This window comes from Pseudomonas sp. Sample_14, from assembly GCF_004307515.1.
GTDB classification, from domain to species: Bacteria; Pseudomonadota; Gammaproteobacteria; order Pseudomonadales; family Pseudomonadaceae; genus Aquipseudomonas; species Aquipseudomonas atacamensis.
Genome location: NZ_RCOC01000044.1, coordinates 93,192 through 113,196, shown reverse-complemented (window position 1 = coordinate 113,196; position 20,005 = coordinate 93,192). Strand labels below are relative to the sequence as shown.

Genomic DNA, 20,005 nt, shown 5'->3' with positions numbered 1-20,005 from the left:
AAACCCGATCACTGAACATTCAGCGACCGCACCACAATAGAACCCGCCCCCAAGGTGCACAAGCCGGCGGATTCTGGCGTAGCTGTAGGCAATGGCGCAAGAATTTGTAGCCTGGAAGGCGTGTCTGGAGGTGTCTTTTAAACAGCGGCGTTTAAAAGGGCAAAAATTGGCGACAGCACGGTAGACGTTTTTGCCGGGAAGCAGGTGTTGGCTGTGAGGTCGCTTTCGCGAGCAGGCTCGCTCCCACAGTAATCTCCAGTGCTCACGGGGTTTATGCCAGGGCCGGATTAAAATGTGGGAGCGAGCCTGCTCGCGAATGCACTCTGCCAGTCGACGCTTCAATCTGAGCCAACGCCTTCGCGAGCAAGCTCGCTCCCTCCATTACCTCTCGCCAGATTCCAGATCAGCGGTTTAGAGTGACCAGCCACACGCTGATCACGGACCGATCCCATGTCAGAGCCAACCCCCACGATCCATCTCGAACGCTCCAACGAATTCCACCTCGAAGGCATCACTGCGCTTTACAACGACCCCGCCGTTGCGCGGCAGGTGCTGCAAATGCCGTTTCAATCCATCGAGGTCTGGCGTCAGCGACTGCAGGCCGACAGCGAGCGCGCGCTGAAACTGGTTGCCCTGCACCAAGGCGTAGTGATCGGAAATCTCGGTCTGGAAGCCTATTCAAGGATGCGCCGTGCTCACGCCGGCAGTTTCGGCATGGCAGTCGCGGTAGCCTGGCAGGGCAAAGGCGTGGGATCGATGTTGTTGGCGGCGGCGCTGGAGGTCGCCGATAACTGGATGAATCTGCACCGCGTCGAACTCACGGTCTACGCCGACAACGAGGCAGCCATCGGCCTCTACCGCAAGTTCGGTTTCGAGGCCGAAGGGCTGTTGCGTGATTACGCGGTGCGCGACGGGCAGTGGGTCGACACCTTGAGCATGGCCCGTCTGCGCGGTTCGTCGAAACCCTGAGTCAGTCGCCCAGTGCAAACGCCACTGCTGACTGCGCATGCAACTCGGTGGTGTCGAGCAGGGGCAGGACGCTGTGTTCGGGTTTGATCAGCAGACCGATTTCGGTGCAGCCGAGGATGATCGCCTGGGCGCCACGGGCGGTCAGGGATTCGATGACGCCTTGGTAGATTTCTCGCGATTGTCCGCTGATCACGCCCACGCAGAGTTCGTCGTAGATGATCCGGTGCACCTCTTTGCGCTCGGCATCATCCGGCACCAGTACGGTCAGGCCTTGGGCGATCAGACGCTGCTTGAGGAAGTCCTGCTCCATGGTGAACGCGGTGCCGAGCAACCCGACCGTGCGCGCGTCGATTTCCAGTGCGGCCTGAGCGGCGGGTTCGGCGATGTGCAGGAACGGAATGCTGATCGCCGCCTGAATCTGCTCGGCGACCTTGTGCATGGTGTTGGTACACAGCACCACACACTCGGCGCCGCCAGCTTCGAGCCGGCGCGCGCCATCCACCAGAATCGCCGCTGCATCGTCCCAGCGCCCGGCGTGCTGGGCCTGTTCGACCGGGCCGAAATCGACGCTGTACATCAGCAACTGCGCCGAGCGCAACCGGCCGAGCCGCTCGCGAACCTGTTGGTTGATCAGGCGATAGTACTCGGCGCTGGACTCCCAGCTCATGCCGCCGATAAGGCCGATGGTGCGCATTTGAACTCCTCGGGCAATGCCGGGCTCAATGGAGCCTGGCCTGCCCGAAGTTTCCGGTGGTTTTCCGCCTCACGCCAGCTCCAGATCAACTGTATCGGCAAACTTTCATTCAGGTGTCATGGTGCTTTTTCGGGGAGCGGCTGGGTGTGATTACATCTGGCTTCCAGTGTTCTGGCATAACCGACATCCGGGCGCCAAGGCTCCAGGTTCCATTCCGGCTTGTCCCGCGCGATCGCCATGTGGCAAATCAGCTGGTGACGCATGCCATGAGTGTTCTGCCAATAGCGACTATTGGAATAGTCGCGCGTCAGTTCATTCCAGATGAAAGGTGTGCCAGGTGACTGCGTTCTTCTGGCACAGGGCGTTGGCGAGATGGCGAGCACCCATTGATAGTCCCGGTAAAACCAGTAGGCGTTCTGGATGTAGCGATTACAGCGCTCGACAATCACGATCACGCTTTCGCCATCCACTGCGGAGGGTGCGGTTTCGGCAGCGGCCACCTCAGTCATGCGCAGCCAGGAGGCAGTCAGTGCCAATGCGAGCAGGTAGTATTTTGCGTGATATCTGTTCATTGTTTCACCACCTGATCGGCTTCGACATAGCTGAAAGTTGTAGTACCAGTAGCGCTGGTCGCGGGCACCAGACGGATGATCGGTATCGTTCTATTGGGGTGTGTGGAGTTGTAAAAGTCTTGTTGGTTGTATCTTGCATCGGCGAGCGGTTTAGGGTCAGTCCCGCCGGAAATATAAAAAAACGCCAGTATCGGAAATGCGTTTGCCTTGCCGGCTGGCCAGGTTTTGATAATCACTTCGTTGTGTTCGTTGAAACCGGTAGCGCCTAACATTGCCTTGGCGCGCAGCGATTGATAGAACGCCGGAGCTGCCAGGGTATTACGCTCGTCTCGCACGTCGAAGCCACACTGTTGGAGGTTTTTGTTCACGGTTGCCCTGTCCCAGGCTGCTTTGAACTGCTCTGCAGTGGTTACATTCGCGTTGTGGCAGTAGCCGCTTTCAGGGTGTGCAGGGGTAGGAATGCACACGCCATTTTTACCGCGATGCCAGCCCCAGGAGTCCATCGGGTAAGAGCACAGAACTTGCAGTTGATCGGTATTGGCGGGTCGCTCCAGGACCGGGTAAAGAATGTAGCCGTTGCCGTAACCCCAGGCCAATCGGCCGAAATTGGTGTCGGCACGAAGGTAGGAAAACGAAATACCGCCGCTGGTAACAGAGATAGGGCTGGGCTCCCAGACCTTATAAGTATTGTTGGGGTCTTTGACTGTTACCCGAAGCATCACACCTGAGCAAAGGAAAGAGGGTTGCGAATTCACTTTGTTGCAATTGGGAAACTTGCGGCCATAAAGCGTCGTTAGATAACTGGCGGTGGCGGGACCGTCCAGTACCAGAGCATTGCTGGTGTTGGTGATATGTGGCGGTTGCGATGGGCTTTGAGAGCAACCAATCAACAAGGCTATAAGCAGTGAACCGATTATTTTGCGCATGACTGAGTCCTTGTCTCGCCGAATCTCAATTCTGGAATGTAGTGTTCGAGTAGAATTTTCTAGTGGTACGCCGCTAAAGCCTCACTCTTCGGCACCAGGAAAAAACCAGTGGCTCGCTGGCGCCTGTCCGGTTCAGCGTGTAGTTGAGAATCACCTCCCGTCCTCGATTTTCCAGGATCCACGCCGCAGGGATCGGGAGGTTGGTGTAGTCAGGATCTTTAATCAGCACCTCTTCGCCGTAGCGAACGACGACGCCGTGTAACGCCATGCGCACCGTGTAGGAACCATCAATCAATGCGGGGTAATAAGCCCTTAAATTGGTATTGTCGGAATTAAGGGAGGGTTCTCCCAAAAGATATTTCTGCCCGGTAACGGTCAAGTCCAGATCGCGTGAGGGAATTTCTACCGTGGTACCAGGCAGCCTCACGGTATAGGTCACCTCTGCGTGGCCGGCGCCGGCGTTATCGATGACCTCAAGTCGCGGAATCTGGAACCGCAATATCTGCCCCGGGCGGGCTACGGTCTGTACGGCTGTGCGATAGGTATAGTTTCGTCCCAGCCATTTGACTTGCACAGTTTGTCCTGTGTCGGAACCGGTGTAGCTGACCTCCACGGTGGCGAACGCAGCGTCATAGAAGTCCCTGACGAAATTCAGCTGCTTGCCATTGAGCTCCTTTGCTTCCAGAACCTTGGGCGCTGGCAAATCGAGTTCCGGCTGTTTGCGGATATGAACGTCCACCAGCGTGGCAGCGGACCAGACTGCCTGTGGCCCCGATGAGTTGCCGAGCTGGTCCATAGCCCTGAAGCGCAATGCGAACCTCGGATTGTCTTGCCAGAAGTCGTTGGTAAACAGCTTCAATACCACAGCGCCGGCGGTTGCTTGTGCAGCAGTCACGGTGTGGGATTTGGTCTGACCGTCACAATCGAGCGTAATGACGTCTCGCTCGCGCATATGGATGTATCGCAGCGTGACATCAACGCCCACCGCCGCGCGCACGGCGTCGATGCCGTTTAACACATCGTCCGGTAATGTCATGACCAGGTTCGGGTTATCCCCGCTTTGCGCAATCTCACCCGCTGGGCGGGGGCGGTTGTAGAGCAGTTTCAGCCCAAGCGATTCAACAGGCGTTTGAGCAATCCGCGTGACTTGCAGGCGGATGCGGTTGACGCCGTTTCTGAGCATGCCTTCAGGCAGCCCCATGGTGAAGCGCTGATTTTCTTCGCCCGGTTGGATAGTGTGGGGAACCACCGGCACTTGCGAATCTTCGAGCAATATACCGGCCGTGTCGAAAGCGTTCTGGTTCAACCAAGGGTCGATCAGCAAGCGGACCTCTCCGTTTACGGCCAGCGATAACGGCAAGCCGCCGTGCGGATTATCAGGATGTTGAATCGGGGTGACCCATCCCGGAATCAATACGGGGGCGATGTCTTGCGGCTGCGCTTGAGCCTCGATGATTACTGGCATGGACGTCTCCCGGTTTATTTGACTTAGTGGATTCGCAGAAGCAGAGGGACTCAGGGCCTGATCAGTTGGTCGGACTCGACGTACTGGAACGTGGCCTCGCTGGTGGGGGTCGAAGGCGGAAATAAACGGATGACCGGCACCCATATTCTTCGGGTGGTGGAGTTGTAAAAGTCCTTCTGGTTGCCCTGAGCCTCGGGCAGACCGGCATTGCCGCCACCGGCGATAAAGAAGAACGCCATGAGCGGTAAGGTGTCTTGCAGATTCTGTGGCCAGGTCTTGACCACGACTTCATTCTGTTCAGTGAAATGCGTTGGGTTCTGACTCAACATTCCGCGCGCTCTGACCGATTGATAGAACGGCACCGCGGCCGGCTTGCCGGTTGCCTCTGAAACATCGAAGCCGCACTGGCGAATGTGATGGCTATTGGGTGAGTTGTCCCACACGCTTTTCCACTGCTCGGCCGTGGTTACCCCTGCACTCTGGCAACGCTGGCTGGACGCCGGATACGAGGCGTGATGACCGCAAGGCGTGGTGCGGTTCCAGGTCCAGCCATCGATTGGAAATGAACACAACACATCGAGATCAACCTTGTCTTGTGGGGCGCCGAAAATCGGATACAGCATGAACCCGTTGCCATGGCCCCAGGCGAGTCGACCGTATTTGGAGTCGGTCCTCAGATAGGAAAATGACACGCCACCATTTTTGACGGACGTCGGGCTGGGGTTCCAGACGTGATGAGTCTCGCCCGGCTTTTTGTCGGTGACTCGAAAAATGACCCCCGAACAGAGGAATGCGGGCTGGTTGGCTGATTCATGGCAGTTCTGGGACTTCGAGTTGTACAAGGTATTCAACCACTCGACCACTTGCGGGCCGGTAATGGCGACATGCGAATTGTTACTGCCGCTTTGCTCGAACGGTGCCTGAGGAGCCGTTTGGACGCAGCCAATGAGTGTTGCAATTGAAACTGAAAGAATGATTTTTTTCACTTTGCTTTTCCCTGCGTCCTGATGTCGACTTCACTGAAGCGGTCACCTCGCATCGAAATTAAACATCGCTTTCGTAACGCGCCGCACTGTCAGATCTGACAGGTAAATTCAATTTTTTTAACCATCTGTCGGTTAGAGACTTCGCTAAAGCCGCCTTCGATGAGCGGTTAAACGTACACAGGCGCCTTGATCTGCCACTATCTGTTCTTGCGGGCTAATCGAGGGACTTGCTCATGAACGATGTACAGCAACTGGGCGAAATGCTTCGCCACTATGCCGAAAGCGAAGCGCACAAGAAGCAACTGTTCACTACGCAATCAGCTGAATGGGCAACACGGATTGGCGCGCTGTTCGACCAGATCGAGCAATGGCTTGAACCGGTCAAGGCGCCGAATCTGCTGGAGGTGAGTCGCGAGGCGTATGTCGCGTCCGGGCCGAGCGTGCCGGTGGAGACCTCGACGTTCAAGACGGAAAAATTGAGCATCGTGATTGCCGGCAAACCGGTGGAGTTTGTGCCGGATGTGATGGGCAGCGGCGGGCAGATTTCCCTGGCAGTGATGGGGCTGACGGCGGCGCGGTACGGGAGCATTTCCCTGGTTGGCCTGGCGGATGGTGCGTGGCAGTGGCGCAAGACCAATGGTTTGAAGGATCCGGATACGTTTGCGTTTGATGCTAATTTTCTGGCGCAGCAACTGCAAAGCCTGATTCCTCGCGATCGCACCTAGATTGGGACGCAGAGCGTTCCGGGCTGCATTCCCACGCAGAGCGTGGGAACGATCAAACACCGCTATCGCGAGCAGGCTCGCTCCTTGGGGGGGAGGCGAGTACCGGGGAAACCCTTAGGTTCGGTGCCAATCCGGCATTTTCCCTTGGGTCACTGATGGCCTTTTGGTAGAGTCGCCGTCGCCAGCGGGTTTTCGGCTGGACGATGGAACCGAAGAAGGGAGTCTGATCAGTGAGTCCGGGCAAAAAAATCCTCGGTCTCACGGCGTCGCTTTTGCTGCTGACGCTGTGGGCCAGTTACTTTTACGTATTCAAGGAAAACCGCGACGGCCAGCTTGGCGGTGTCGGTGAAAGCACCGCGTGGTGCGGCACGCCACCGAGCAGTGAAGCGGCGTTGCTGGGCAAGGATCAACTGACCTTGCGCGTCACCAACAACCTGCGCGGCGAGTTCATGGTCGGCGGTTCGCTGGTGGTTTCCGAACGCACCTTCAACCGCTACGACCTGGGCCGCAACGAACTGCGCCTGCGTCTGGAACCGTTGCAGTGGTCTTTCGGCGTGACGCCGATCTTCCTCGAGCAGATCAAGGTGCAGCCGCTGAGCCGCAACCTCTCGTCGACCAACAAAAGCGCCTTCGCTGAACTCGAACCACGGCCGATCGGCGTGCACGCCCAGACCGCGGCGTTCCCGTTCGACACTTATCGCTACGGCTACAAACCGGTGCTGTATTACCTCAAGGGCAACGAGCGCATCGACTTGCGCTTCAAGAACATCACCACGCTGATGGAGATGTCCAACACCTTCACGCCGATCCAGAAGTACAACCGCGCCGACTACATCAACGAGAAAAACTCGATGATTCGCGACGAGGACTACAAGCCTTACGGCGCGCATGAGTGTGCGTTCAGCGTCGAGCGCAAAGGCTCGTTCAAGGTTGTGGTGCTGTTGCTTCTGCTGGTGCTGTGCCTGCCGCTGATGCTGGTGTTCTACCGCGATGAACCGGGGATCGACTTTCTCGCGACGCTGGTGGGAATTGCGGTGGTGCGCACATTGCTGATCGGGCCGGTGGAAGATTTCCAGCTGTACAACATCGACTTTTTGTTTGGTGCGGCGATTTTGTTGGTGGGGACGGTGTCGCTGATCAAGGCGATGCGCGCCAATAGCCGGCGGGAGATGGCTTTGCGCAGTGGAGAGACGTCTTCGTGGTGATTGTTCGATTCTGAAAGCCAAGATCAAAAGCCCCTCACCCTAACCCTCTCCCGGAGGGAGAGGGGACTGGTTTGGCAGCCCGTCACCCTAACCCTCACCCTAACCCTCTCCCGGAGGGAGAGGGGACTGACCGGGGTGTCTTGGGTGATACATCGAAGTGACAGACCGAGTCGATTACGGATTCAAAGCCGATCGCTCAAGTCGGTGCAATCCTTGAATATTCCCCAATCGGTCCCCTCTCCCTTGGGAGAGGGCTAGGGTGAGGGGCCACCGATCTCCAGCCGATCACTTGAGCGCCGGATCCCCCATATTCATTTTCTTCCAGCCCTGCAACAGCACCTGCGCCTTCGGTTCCTGGCCGCTATCGAGGTAGTACTGGATCAGCGACAGCCGCGCATTGCGGTTGGCCGGTTGTACCTTGAGCAAACTTTCCAGAATCGCGCACGCCTCATCAACCTTGCCGCTCTCATGCAGCGCCACCGCCAGTACATAGCCGTATTGCGCATTCTCCGGTTCGAGTTGTGCGGCTTTGCGCAGGTAGGACATGGCGTCGGCGGACTGGCCGGCACGGATCAGCGACAACCCGCGCGTGTGCTGCAACAGCGCCGCATCCGGATGCTGCTTGAGGCTGTCATCCAACAGCTTCTGCGCTTCGGTGGCGCGACCATTCGCTTCCAGCCACTGTGCCAGCGTGACCAGCGCCGGGTAGAAGTCCGGGTCACGTTGCAGGGCGCTGCGCAGCAACGGTTCGACCTCGACACTGCGCCCGCTGGCCTGGTACAGCATCGCCAGATTGAGATTGGCCTCGGCACGCTCCAGCAGGCTTTTCTGCACCGCTTCATACTCGCCAATCGCCGCGTTCCAGCTGGCTTGCGCCGCCCCCAGACCATTGTTGCGCGAGGCACCGAGCAGATCCCGCGCGGCGACGATGCGCACGGCTTTCACTGGATCATTGAGCAACGGCGCCAATAACGGCGCACGCTCGGGCGGCGGCAGGAAAGCGCTGATCGCCCGCACCGCGCTGTCACGCACCTGTGGCTCTGGATGTTTGAGATCCTGAGTGGCCAGTTTCAGCGCCTGTTCGCTCGGGTACAGCGGCAATTCCGCCAGCAACGTCGCGCGCTGGATCGCCGGCAGGTTGCTGCGCTGCAATTGCTGGTACAGCGCGTCGGCGGCGCCGGGCTGGCCATTGCGGATCAGCCACAGGCTTTCGTCATAGCGTGGCGCCTGCTGAGCCGGGGAGGCGGTGGCGTTCCACAATTTGAACTGCGCGGTGACCTTGTCGCCGGCCTTGCCCTGGTGACAGGTCAGGCAGGCGTCTGGGGTGCCGAGTTTTTGCGCACGCTCCGGGTTGGGAATGCTGAAACTGTGGTCGTGCCGAAAGTCGTTGCCCATGTAGAACTTGCCAGGCATGTGGCAATCGACGCACTGCGAGCCGGGCTGGCCCATGGCGTGGCGGGTGTGTTCGATGGAGTCGTAATTCTTCGCTTGCAGAGCCTTGCCGTCGACGCCTGCGACCGAAGTCTTGCCCGCCGTATTGTGGCATTGCAGACACACGGCGTTGCCCGGTGCCTTAAGTTCGTTGCTGTGCGGGTTATGGCAATTGCTGCAACGCACGCCCTTGTCGAACATTTTGCTTTGGAGGAACGAGCCGTGTTCGAACACTTCGTCCTTGATCTTGCCGTCCAGCGCATAGAGTTCGCGGGTCAGGGCGCTGGGCAGGTAGTCGTCCATCAGCCGCTTGCCGACGGTAAAGCCATCGCCCAGCGGTGCGCGGCGGGAATGGCAGCGCGCGCAGGTTTCGATTTCTACCGTGGCGTTCTTGTCCTTGAGATCGACGTCGAAGCCCTTATGGATCAAATCGTCTTTTTTCTGCGCCCACTCCAGGTGATTCGACGCCGGGCCATGACAGGCCTGACAGCCGACTCCGAGGCTGTTCCACTGACTGTTGAAGCTGTTGCTCGCTGCATCGAAATTGCGCTTGAAACCGGTGGTGTGGCATTCGACGCACATGAAATTGGCGTTCTGGCTCGGTTTGCTCCAGTGCAGCGGATTCTTGAAGTTCACGCCCTGGCCGGCGTACAGATGAAACCAGCGATTTTTCTCGGTATCCCACGCCACGCCGAGGGCTTGCAGACGCCCCTGACCGACCTCGATCAGATATTGCTGTAGCGGCGCGATGCCGAAGGTGTAGGCCACTTTGAAGTCGGCATTCTTGCCGTCGATGCCGGGCCCATTGACCCAGAATTCATCGCCCTTGCGGGTGAACTTTGTGGTCTCGTTTTCGGCCTTGAAGGTCACGTTGTTGAAGTCGCCGAGGGTGGTTTCGGCGGTCGCCGGCTGCATGGCGAGCTGGTGATGCGAGCCTTGCCAGTCCTTGACCTGTTCGCTGTGGCAGCCCTGGCATTGCTGCTCATCGACCATGCTGGCCGGTTTGTTTGCCGGTTTGCTTGCCACTGCCGGTTGCGATTTGGGCGGCGGTGTTATCGGCGTGCTGATCGCTGCGGGATTGACGGGGGCGGGCGCCGGGCTGAACAGGAACCAGCCAATGCCCGCCACGGCCGCCAGCAGCACACCGATGGTGATTGGAAACAGGTAACGTGAAAAAGAGGAGGGTGATGCGTCAGGTTCAGGTTGCACCGCTTTGTTTTTGTGCTTGGGCATTGCGACTTCCGTAGTCCGGTGCGTTGGCCTTCTGGCGTGCATACATCTGGATGCAGCTTTGCCGCATGCAGCGCGTCTGTCAAATGAGCGCTGTGACTTGCTGCGCAGCGCCGTGTGAATTTTGTAATTTGCAATCGCAATTGCTGCGGTTTTAGCTATACCTGTAACTCCCCCTATGCAAACGATTTGGCCTTCTGACAGGAGTTACAGCATGAAGCTAGCCGTAATGATGGGCACGCTGTGCATCGCCACCCTGGGTGTGGTGGGTTGTTCCAGCAAAACCGTCGAGCCAGACCAGTACTCCGGTTTTCTCAAGGATTACAGTCAACTGAAGGAGACCAAATCACCGTCGGGTGCCGAGGTGATGCGCTGGATGGACCCGAAACTCGACATCAACAAATTCAGCAGCGTCTATGTCGAACCGAGCCAGTTGTATCCGAAGCCGCAAGCGACGGAAAAAATCCCCCAGCAAACCCTCAATGGCATCACCAGTTATTACGATCAGGCGCTCAAGCGTGAGCTGAGCAAGTCGCTGCCGCTGGCCACCGGCCCGGGGCCTGGCGTCATCGTGATACGGCCGGCGATCACTGCGGTGAGCAGCAAGACCGAAGGCCTGCATGTGTATGAGGTGATTCCGATTGCGCTGGTTGCTGCTGCGGTGAGTACGGCCACCGGTATTCGCGATCAGGAAACCACGTTGGCCACTGAGGCGGTGTTCCTCGACGGCAGCAGTAACAAGGTGGTGGCTCAAGTGGTGCGCAAGGGCACCGGTCAGCCGCTGGAAAATTCCTCGCAGGTGATGAAAGCCACTGATGTCAAAGCGGTGATCGATGGTTGGGCGAGTGACATGCATCAGACGTATCTGAAGCTCAAGTCCGAGGCCAAGTGATGTCGTGAGGCTTGACACCTCTTTGCGAGCAGGCTGGCTCCCGCTATTTTGGTGGGGCCTGCCTCCTGGTTTTTTGGGTACATATCCGTTGCTGCGGGTGTTGCTGATTACGGTTTCGCCCTTACGGCGAGGCACTTTTTCCAAACGCCGAAAAAGTACCCAAAAAGGCTTGCTCCTACGTTCGGCCCTCGCAGGCTCGGGTTCCTTCGCTGCGGGATCGATCCGGGCGCAGCGGCTACGGTTTGCTTCGCTGCACCTCCTTCCGCTGTGTCTGGCTGCGCCAGACGGTCGCTACGCTCCCACCCCCGGATCAATCCCTCCGCTCAGCCTTCCGACGTCGCCGGTGGATCAAGATCAAAAGCACTCGAGCTAACGCTCATTGTTGAGTGGGGCGGCTTCGCCGCGGGCAGCTGCGCTGCTCTGCTTTTCTGTGGGAGCGAGCCTGCTCGCGAAGGCATCCTGTCAGTCCCCGCCTTACTGCCCGACAAACCAGCGAAAATATGGGTTCGCCCGATCCCCTTGCATCACTTCCCGGATATCCCGCCCCCAGGCGTCCCGATCGCCGTCGTAGGCGTGCAGGCTTGCCCGATAAAACTGCATCAACCGCTGCCGATGCGTTTCCATGCGTTCACTGAACCCGGCATCGGCATTGACCAGTGTAGGTGGCTGATACAAGTCAAGCAGCGCCGGTAGCACGCGGGTGATTTCCTTGCTGCGTACCCACGGCGCGTATTCGATGCGCGGCTGATCATCAGTCACTGCCGGTGCATCGGCGGCGAAGCGCTCCAGGCCGGTGCGATCGGTGACCCAGGTGGCCAGCAGCGCCGCCGCCGAGCCGATGCCGACGTCCTGCAAGGTGTTGCGTACGCTGTCCTGTTGGAAGCGCGCGGTGATTTTCGCGGCGTCCAGTTGCATCGGTTTCATTGAGCCAACCAGCAGCATTTCGTGAAACTCGCTGGTCCACAGCGAGGCATGCGGGAACACGTCGAGGAAGCTGCGCACCAGTGAGCGCGAGTCGTCGATATTCTGCGTCGGCAGCGGCAGCCACTGCGCAACGATGCCCTGATCCTGCAAGCGACTGGCGGCCAGCTGGTAGAAGTCCCGCGAATACAAATTGACAACGCCGGCAGCGGAGGGCGGTGGCGGTTCCAGGGTGATCACGTCGTAGGTCTGTGCACTGCGCAGCAGTTCCTGGCGACCGTCGCGCAGGCGAACGTCGACGCCGGGATCGCTGGCGGCATTGAAGTTGCCCTTGAACAGGGGCGCCGCTTTCACCACCGATGGCAGCAATTCGGCAACCACGCGATGTTCCAGATCCGGATAGCGCAGCATGGCGCCTGCGGTGATGCCGGTGCCGAAGCCGATCACCAGGGTCGAGCGCGGTTCACCGTTGTGGATCAGCAGCGGCAGCAGTGCCTGAATGCGCATGTAGCGCAGCGACGGCATGGCATCGCCGGTGTTCGACACGCCCTGGATGTACAAACGGTGGAAGGTGTTTTCGCCACGTCCCTGAGTGACCACCGCGACCGTGCCGCCGCGTCCTTCCTCGTAGAAGGCCAGCGTGCCGTTGCGTGCGCCGGGCAACAGGCTGGCCAGTTTGTCGGCTGGGGTCAGTACCGCGACCGTTAGGCAAACCAGACCTAGTGCGACCACGGCCTGGCGCCGACCTTTCGCCACGCCATGGCCCTTGCGCACCGCCAGATAACCGATTGTCGCTGCGACGAGCGCCAGTAGGCCGAGGGTGCGCACAAGGCCCAGCAAGGGAATCAATACGAAGCCGCAAAGCATCACACCGATGATCCCGCCCAGGGTGTTGAACGCGACAACGGCGCCGACATCGCGGCCCACACGTTCGCTGCCGACACTCAGGCGCAGCGCCAGAGGAAACGCCGCGCCGAGCAGCAGGGTCGGCACAAACACGATGCTCAGCGCCGCCACGGCAAAGCGTGCGCTCATGCCGGCCAGCTCGCTGACGCCCAGACTCAGCAGCCAGGTTTCCGCATGGCTCTGCGCGAGCACCAGCCAGCGGCCGAGCACGGCGATCTCCAGCAGCGCAAGCAGGCCTGCACCGGCAATCAACAAGCCGAATACGCCCCATGGGTCGCGAATGCGCTCGACGCGACGGGCGAGCAGGGCGCTGCCGATAAACAGCCCGGTCAGGTAAGTCGCCAGCACCACAGCAAACGCATAGGTGCGCGTGCTCATGAACTGCACGATCGATTGCGACCAGACCACCTCATAACCCAACGCCACACCCCCGGCGATCGCGTAGAGCCATAGCGCAGTGCGGTCGGGTGCTTTGGCGTTGCCGTGTTTGACCGGTGTGGCCAGCGCTACTGGCTGTTGGCGCTGCAACCACAGCGCACCGGCCGCGGCGAGCAGGTTGAGCATCGCGGCGAACAGCGCACTGCCGCGCACGCCGAGGCTGGCGATCAGTACGAACGCGGCGAGCAAAGTGCCTACGATCGCGCCCAGCGTATTCGCCGCATACAACTGACCGCCGGCCTTGCCCGGCTCAGCCGTCAGTGAGCGCACCAATACCGGCAAGGTCCCGCCCATCAACACCGCCGGAATGCCTACCAGCGCAAACGGCAGCAACCACGCGAGCACGCCGACATGACCTTGCAACCAGGCAAACGCACCGGCCGCCAGACTCATTGCCACTGTCGCGCCAACGCCGAGTATCGCCACCAGTACTTCCAGCCCGGCGTAGAGCAGAACCGGCTGTTGCAAGCGATCGGCCCAGCGCCCGAACAGCCAGCCGCCGAGCGCGAGCCCGGCGAAAAACGCGCTGATGCCGGTGGTGATTGCGTAGACCTCGACGCCGACCACCAGCGACAGCTGTTTGATCCACAACACCTGATAGACCAACGCTGCCGCGCCGGAGATGCATAGCAGCAGGGCAGGGATCATTGAGGTGGTGGACGCGACTTGCGGAACGGGTATGGCCGACGGCTTGCTGGCGATACGTGAGGACATGCGGTGAGCCTTGTTAAGGATTGGCTGATGTTGATCGTTCCCACGCTCTTCGTGGGAATGCCTCACTGGACGCTGCGCATCCGCTTCGGCATTGGACGCCGAGCGTCCCGGGCTGCGTTACCACGCAGAGCGTGGGAACGATCGCAGAAAACCTTGTGGGAGCGAGCCTGCTCGCGAACGAAACCGACCCGGTCGCTTGTTGAAAACAGGGCCGCCCGCCGATGAAGGCGAGCGGCGGTACAGCGGTGTTACTGGGCTTTCTTCATTTTTTCTTCGATACGGCGGTCCACGTCCTCGCGGATCTGGTCGATGCTGAAGCTCGCCGGACGCTGGCTAGGTGGATAGTCGACGAAGGTCTGCAGGAACTTCGCCGCGCGGCGGGTACCGTCGAAAATCAGATAGTCGTTTTTCGTCAGCCAGTCATAGTACTGGTCAGACACGACATCGGCGCGTTCGTACGGGTCCATGCGCAGGTTGAACATTTTCGGCACACGCAGGCAGGTGAACGGTTCGCTCCACACCTGCAGTCCGCCAGGTGCGCGCTGCTCACAGAACACCAGTTTCCAATCGTTGAAACGCATGCTGACCAACGCACCGTCATCGTTGAAGTAGTAGAACTCCTTGCGCGCGCTCTTGTCGGTTTTACCCGTCAGGTAGTCCAGCTGGTTATAGCCGTCCAGGTGCACTTTGAAGTTCTTGCCGCCGATGTCGGCGCCCTTGAGCAAGCGGTCCTTGATATCGGTGTCACCCACGGCGGCCAACAGCGTCGGGAACCAGTCCAGACCGGAGAACATCTGCGTGGACACTTCGCCTGCCTTGACTTTGCCCGGCCAGCGAATCATCGCCGGTACCCGATAGGCGCCTTCCCAGTTCGAGTTTTTCTCGTTGCGGAACGGCGTCGTTGCAGCGTCGGGCCACGACCATTGGTTCGGGCCGTTGTCGGTGGTGTAGACGACGATGGTGTTCTCGGTCAGCTTCAAGTCATCCAGTGTCTTGAGCAGCTTGCCGACGTCGCCGTCATGCTCGAGCATGCCATCGGCATATTCGTTGCCGACCATGCCGCTTTGGCCTTGCATGGATTCGCGCACGTGAGTGAAGGCATGCATGCGTGTGGTGTTCATCCAGACAAAGAACGGTTTGTCCGCCTTGGCCTGTTTCTCGATGAACGCTTGCGCTGCCGCAGTGGTTTCGTCGTCGATGGTCTCCATGCGTTTCTTGGTCAGCGCGCCGGTGTCTTCAATCTTGCCGTCGGCAAAACTGTGGATCACGCCGCGAGGCGAGGCGGCCTTGACGAACTCGGCATCATCCTTGGGCCAGTACGGACGCTCCGGCTCCTCTTCGGCGTTGAGGTGATACAGGTTGCCGAAAAACTCGTCGAAACCATGATTGGTCGGCAGATATTCGTCTTTGTCGCCCAAGTGGTTCTTGCCGAATTGACCCGTGGCATAGCCCTGGGCTTTCAGCGCTTGGGCAATGGTCACATCGCGTGGCTGCAAGCCCACCGGGACCCCGGGCATGCCGACTTTGGACAAGCCGGTCCGCAACGGTGTCTGCCCGGTAATGAACGACGAGCGTCCGGCCGTGCAACTGTTTTCGGCATAGTAATCGGTGAAGATCATGCCTTCTTTGGCGATACGGTCGATATTCGGCGTCTTGTATCCGACCACGCCCATGGAATAGGCACTGATGTTGGTCTGGCCGATGTCGTCGCCGAAGATCACGAGAATGTTGGGTTTTTCAGCCGCTGTGGCGGTTGCCGACAGCGCCATCACCGAGGTTGCCACCAGGGCGAGTTTCGGTAGCCACTTGCGTATGCGAGTCATCTGACTGCTCCTTTGCACGGGGGTCGTTTTTTGCGACAAACGTTTACTGCTCTCCTGCATTACGCTTTCTTATTGCACCTGCTCGGTTGCCGGCGGATCGAACGGATAGATACGGCGCCATTCCGACGCCATGTCCACCACCGTCCAGCCACGGGAATTCGCTTCATCGAGGGCCTTGTCGAGTCGGCCGATATTCGATTGCCGGTCATAAGCCCACTCGCGCTTGACATCGGTGTGGTGCACCAGCCCCATCAGGCGCTTGCCCGGCCCGGCGGCGGTCCACTGCAGCATCTGCAGGTCGCCGTCGGAGTTGCCGAAGGCGAGGATCGGCCGCCGACCGATGACCGCGTCGATGCTGACCGGTTTGCCCGGGCCGTCGTCGTTGTGCGCAACTTTCGGCGTGCGCACGATCGACGCTTTGCCGTCCTTGAACTGGTACGAGGTGACGAACGTGGTACCGATCACCTGTTCCGGAGGGATGCCGTAGACCTTCTCGGCGAAGGCGCGCATGAAGCCGGTGTCGCCACCGGAAACGATGTAGGTCTTGAAGTTCTGGCTGCGCAGGTAGTCGAGCATTTCCAGCATCGGCTGGAAGATCATTTCCGTGTAGGGCTTGCCGGTTTTCGGGTGGCGTGCCTGGCTGAACCAGGTTTTCGCGTAGTCATCGAAGGCTTCGGTGGTCATGCCGCCGTGAGTGGCGCCGACGATCTGCAGCAAACCCTCCATGCCCGACGCGGCGAGGGCTTTGTGATCATTTTCCAGCACCGCCTTGAACGGCTGGGTGGTTTTCCATTCCGGGTGTTGTGCGGCGGTGCGCTTGACCTCGTCGAAGGCAAACAGCAATTCGAAGTACGCCGGTTGTTCGCTCCACAAGGTGCCGTCATTGTCGAACACGGCGATGCGATCGGCCGGTTTGACGAAGTCCTTGCTGCTCTGGTCGGTCACGGCCTGGACGAACTCGATAATGCTCTTTTTGGCCGGGCCGTCGTTCCATGACGGTAGCGGTTCATTCGCCTGTGCCAGCAGGGGCAGAACCAGTGCCAACAGCAGGGCAAGACCGAAACGTTGGCGACGCAGCAACGGGTTGATCATGTGAAATCCTTCTCATGCACAGGGTTGAGCGGGCGCAGGGCCGGTGCGGGTTTCGCCTGTTGGCGGGCGACCTGACTTTGAAGCGTAGACAACGATTGGCGAAGCTGAACAAGTGTTTGATCGGCGGCAGACTGACGGCCGTAAAGCCCACGTAACAATCCCTGCAAACGTGGCCCGGCGCCCGTGAGTTTCAAGCCCAGACGACTACGCCGCAGCCACAGGTAAAGCGCGGTCAGTTGCGCCGGCCTGGCTTGCAGTTGCGGGGCGATCTGGTGCCAGGCGAAAGCGGCCGAATGCTGCCAAGCCAATTGCTTCGCCCGTTTATGTGCGAGCCTGCGTTGATGGGCGTGAACGGCGACGGGCCGCAGCAAGTACACACCGACGGCGAGGCCGACCGCCAGCGCCAGCCAGAGCAGCCAGCGGCTGGAGAAGTGCAATTGATTCTGTTGCAGTTGCCTGAGGTCTTCGGCGAGCGAAAACACCGGCTTATAGGCGTTGTTGGCTGCGGCCTCGAAGCTCACGGCCGGCACCTCAGCGCTGCGGATGTGCCTCGCAGCGGAATCCCACCATTTCACGCGGATGGCTGGCAGCGCGTAAGTGCCGGCGCTGTCGATGCGATAGCTGGCGCTGTCGACACGTTGGCCGCCGAGGATATTGCCGCGACCATCATCCAGCGCAGTGACTTGTGGCGTCTTCGCGTAGCGACTCAAGCCGTCGACATCACTGAAGGTCGGAATCGGCAGGGCCATCGCCAGCGCGCCATCGGCTTGCAGGGTGAGCTCACGGGTGACGCTGTCGCCGACTTTCAGCGGCGTGGCCGAATTGGTAATGATCTGTTTCAAGCGCAACCCACTCGCGACCAAAGGCGTCTCCCCGGGCGCGAAACCGGGCGGCTGGGCGGCGCTGAAACTCAGCGGCTGGCTCTGTGCGCTGATTTCTTCAGTGGCCTGGCCCAGTGTGGCGCGTACGGTCAGCGCCGGGATATCGAAACTGCGCGCGACGTCGGGCGTGATCAGATAGCTATAGCGCAAGCCATTGAACGATTGGCCATCGATGGTCTGGTTCAGATGCTGCGCCTGGCCGTTCGGCGGCATCACCAGCGCACCGTCGAGTTGCAGATCGGGCAGGGTGGCGGCGCTGGTGAACCAGGTGTCGGTGAGCACGTCGAGTTGCAGTTCGACCAGACCGCCGACCATTGCGCCTTCGCTGGGGTTGAGGTGAGCCTGGACCTTCAGTTGCGCTGGGGCGGCAAAAACATTCAGAGACAGCAGGCTGGTCAGCAGCAGGGCGCTGAGCTTTGCGCTGATTGTTCTGCCGCCATCGCTGGCAAGCCAGCTCCCACAAATCACAGCAATCTTCACAAAGTTTGCAACTACACAGAAATTCCCTGTGGGAGCTGGCTTGCCAGCGATGGCGGCGCTCAGGTGCCGGAGGTTCATGGCCGATCTCCCTGCTGATCCTGCAGACTGAATTTCTGCCTTAGAAACTTCGCCGGCGAGGTGGTCAGGTTCTCCAGCCACAGCGCGTCGGACGCCGCTTGCTGGGTCTCGACCTTTTTGCTCTGACCTTTACCGGGTGCCTTGTCGAATTTGACTTCATCGGGTTTGGTTTGCGGAGCGTTTTTCTCTGCGCTTTCGGTGTCCTTGAGCAGTGCCTGAGCCAAGGCCAGATTGGCGCTCGCTTCGGGAAATTGCGGCTGCAGTTTCAACGCCTGGCTGTAGGCGGCAATCGCCTGATCGAACTTGAAGCGGCGCACGTAAATGTTGCCCAGGTAGAAGTACGCCTGCGGCGTGTCCAGGCGGGCGAAGGTCGCCATTGCCAAGTCGTAATCGGCAGCGTGATAGGCCGCGACGCCTTTCCAGTACGGGTCGACGAACAGCGCCGCCGCCTCGGGCAGACGATCATGCTCAAACGCCCAGCGGCCTTGTTGGTCGCGGGTAAAAAACGCATCGGTGAGGGCGTTGGCCTGCGCCGGCGCCGCAGGCCAGCCCAACCCTACGGCCAAAAACAGCGCCGGCATCCAGTTGACGCTCCAGCCTTTGCGTACGCTGAACAGCGCCAGTAACAGCAACGGCCAGCAGAGCCAGTAACCGGCGTCCTTCCAGTGCAATTCGCGCTGTTCGGCGCTGGCGCTCCGGAAGTGTTGGCGGGCGTGCAACTCGACCCACTCCAGGTCATCGTTATTGAGGGTCAGGCTGCCGAGCGGCGCGTCGACGGCCGAGGCCAATTGCTTGAGGGCCGCTTGATCGAAACTGCCGAGCACCGGACGTCCGCTGCTGTCGATTTTCGGCTGGCCGCTGGCGGTAGTGATGACGCCCGCGTCTTCGCTGCCCACCGCCAGAACCAGAACCTGCAAGGCACTGCCGTCGAGGTGTTTTTGCAGATCATCGAGTTGCGTGGTATCGGCCCCGTCAGTCATCAGCAGCAGACTGCCCGGGGTGTTCTCGGCGCTGAGCAAGCGTTTCGCTTGATCGATCACGGCGGCGACGTTCTTGCCGGGTTTGTCGATCAAGCCCGTGCCCAGGGCCTGGATGAAACTGTCGAGCAGCGCCGGATCGTCGGTCGGTGGCAACACCAGATGCGCGCTGCCGGCATAGGCGATCAGTGCGGTCCGCGCAGCGGCGCGACGTTGCAGCAGATCATGCAGCTTGTGCTTGACCGCCTCGAGCCGCGTCGGCTGCACATCGTTGGCGTCCATCGACGGCGAAAGGTCGACGGCAACGATCAGTGGTGCGCGGTTCTCGAGAAAGTCCGGGCGATCCTGTTCCCACGTTGGCCCGGCCGCGGCGAGTGCGCCGAGGATCAGCAGGGCACAGAGCAGGTGCACCGGGCGCCAGCGCTGGTGATCCTGCGGGGTGATCAACAAGTGCGGCAGCAAGTGTTCGGCGATATTGCCGCGCAGGCGTTTTTGCAGGTCGCGGCTGCGACGCCAGATCAGTGGCAGCATTGCGCCGAACAGCGCAAGCAACAGCCACAGCGGGCGCAGAAAGTGGAAATCGCTGAGGTTGATTTCCAT

At 59.9% G+C, this 20,005-nt stretch carries 15 protein-coding genes; 4 read left to right on the top strand and 11 right to left on the bottom strand.

Translation table 11 applies throughout. From position 1 onward, the window contains the following. The first annotated feature begins 450 nt into the window (after positions 1-450). Entirely contained in the window at positions 451-969 is a 519-nt protein-coding gene (locus D8U61_RS10680) for a GNAT family N-acetyltransferase (RefSeq protein ID WP_130901998.1), read from the top strand. Between the two features lies 1 nt (position 970). Here the strand turns inward: D8U61_RS10680 and D8U61_RS10675 are convergent, their stop codons facing one another. The 5 genes from D8U61_RS10675 to D8U61_RS10655 form a co-directional block, all read right to left on the bottom strand. Further along, complete coding sequence (locus D8U61_RS10675; protein ID WP_130901997.1) at positions 971-1,663, bottom strand: aspartate/glutamate racemase family protein; 693 nt, start codon at positions 1,661-1,663, stop codon at positions 971-973. 116 nt (positions 1,664-1,779) lie between these two features. Further along, positions 1,780-2,235 carry a DUF2599 domain-containing protein gene (locus D8U61_RS10670; protein WP_130926895.1) on the bottom strand — a complete coding sequence of 152 codons (456 nt, stop codon included), beginning with the start codon at positions 2,233-2,235 and terminating at the stop codon, positions 1,780-1,782. Then, positions 2,232-3,161: a halovibrin HvnC gene (locus D8U61_RS10665; protein WP_122612277.1), complete on the bottom strand. Its 930-nt coding sequence runs from the start codon at positions 3,159-3,161 to the stop codon at positions 2,232-2,234. Before D8U61_RS10665 ends, D8U61_RS10670 begins: the two co-directional genes overlap by 4 nt. 73 nt (positions 3,162-3,234) lie before the next feature. After that, complete coding sequence (locus tag D8U61_RS10660; RefSeq protein WP_241663616.1) at positions 3,235-4,626, bottom strand: hypothetical protein; 1,392 nt, start codon at positions 4,624-4,626, stop codon at positions 3,235-3,237. Positions 4,627-4,676: 50 nt separating this feature from the next. After that, on the bottom strand, positions 4,677-5,612 hold the full coding sequence (locus D8U61_RS10655; protein WP_130888967.1) for a halovibrin HvnC: 936 nt from the start codon (positions 5,610-5,612) through the stop codon (positions 4,677-4,679). 233 nt (positions 5,613-5,845) lie between these two features. Here D8U61_RS10655 and D8U61_RS10650 point away from each other — a divergent pair, with 233 nt between their 5' ends. Together D8U61_RS10650 and D8U61_RS10645 are read left to right on the top strand one after the other, a co-directional pair. Then, positions 5,846-6,337 (top strand): hypothetical protein, encoded by a 492-nt coding sequence (locus D8U61_RS10650; RefSeq protein ID WP_122881014.1) that lies wholly within the window; start codon positions 5,846-5,848, stop codon positions 6,335-6,337. A gap of 230 nt (positions 6,338-6,567) precedes the next feature. After that, positions 6,568-7,542 (top strand): hypothetical protein, encoded by a 975-nt coding sequence (locus D8U61_RS10645; protein WP_024012858.1) that lies wholly within the window; start codon positions 6,568-6,570, stop codon positions 7,540-7,542. Between the two features lie 285 nt (positions 7,543-7,827). On the opposite strand, the gene D8U61_RS10640 is transcribed toward D8U61_RS10645, so the two are convergent. Next, a complete protein-coding gene (locus D8U61_RS10640) occupies positions 7,828-10,206 on the bottom strand; it encodes a tetratricopeptide repeat protein (RefSeq protein ID WP_130926894.1) in 2,379 nt (792 codons plus the stop codon). A gap of 211 nt (positions 10,207-10,417) precedes the next feature. Here D8U61_RS10640 and D8U61_RS10635 point away from each other — a divergent pair, with 211 nt between their 5' ends. Beyond that, positions 10,418-11,095, top strand: a complete 678-nt coding sequence (locus D8U61_RS10635; protein ID WP_016774611.1) for a DUF3313 domain-containing protein — start codon at positions 10,418-10,420, stop codon at positions 11,093-11,095. Positions 11,096-11,569: 474 nt separating this feature from the next. Here the strand turns inward: D8U61_RS10635 and D8U61_RS10630 are convergent, their stop codons facing one another. From D8U61_RS10630 to D8U61_RS10610, 5 genes are all read right to left on the bottom strand, one after another. Beyond that, complete coding sequence (locus tag D8U61_RS10630; protein WP_130926893.1) at positions 11,570-14,074, bottom strand: fused MFS/spermidine synthase; 2,505 nt, start codon at positions 14,072-14,074, stop codon at positions 11,570-11,572. Positions 14,075-14,322: 248 nt separating this feature from the next. Next, complete coding sequence (locus D8U61_RS10625; protein ID WP_016774612.1) at positions 14,323-15,897, bottom strand: arylsulfatase; 1,575 nt, start codon at positions 15,895-15,897, stop codon at positions 14,323-14,325. A gap of 69 nt (positions 15,898-15,966) precedes the next feature. Continuing rightward, positions 15,967-16,989, bottom strand: coding sequence for an HAD family hydrolase (locus D8U61_RS10620; RefSeq protein ID WP_130926892.1), 1,023 nt, complete (start codon positions 16,987-16,989; stop codon positions 15,967-15,969). Next, on the bottom strand, positions 16,986-18,428 hold the full coding sequence (locus tag D8U61_RS10615; RefSeq protein ID WP_130926891.1) for a BatD family protein: 1,443 nt from the start codon (positions 18,426-18,428) through the stop codon (positions 16,986-16,988). Before D8U61_RS10615 ends, D8U61_RS10620 begins: the two co-directional genes overlap by 4 nt. Then, positions 18,425-20,005 carry a VWA domain-containing protein gene (locus D8U61_RS10610; protein ID WP_130926890.1) on the bottom strand — a complete coding sequence of 527 codons (1,581 nt, stop codon included), beginning with the start codon at positions 20,003-20,005 and terminating at the stop codon, positions 18,425-18,427. The genes D8U61_RS10615 and D8U61_RS10610 overlap by 4 nt, the downstream gene beginning before the upstream one ends.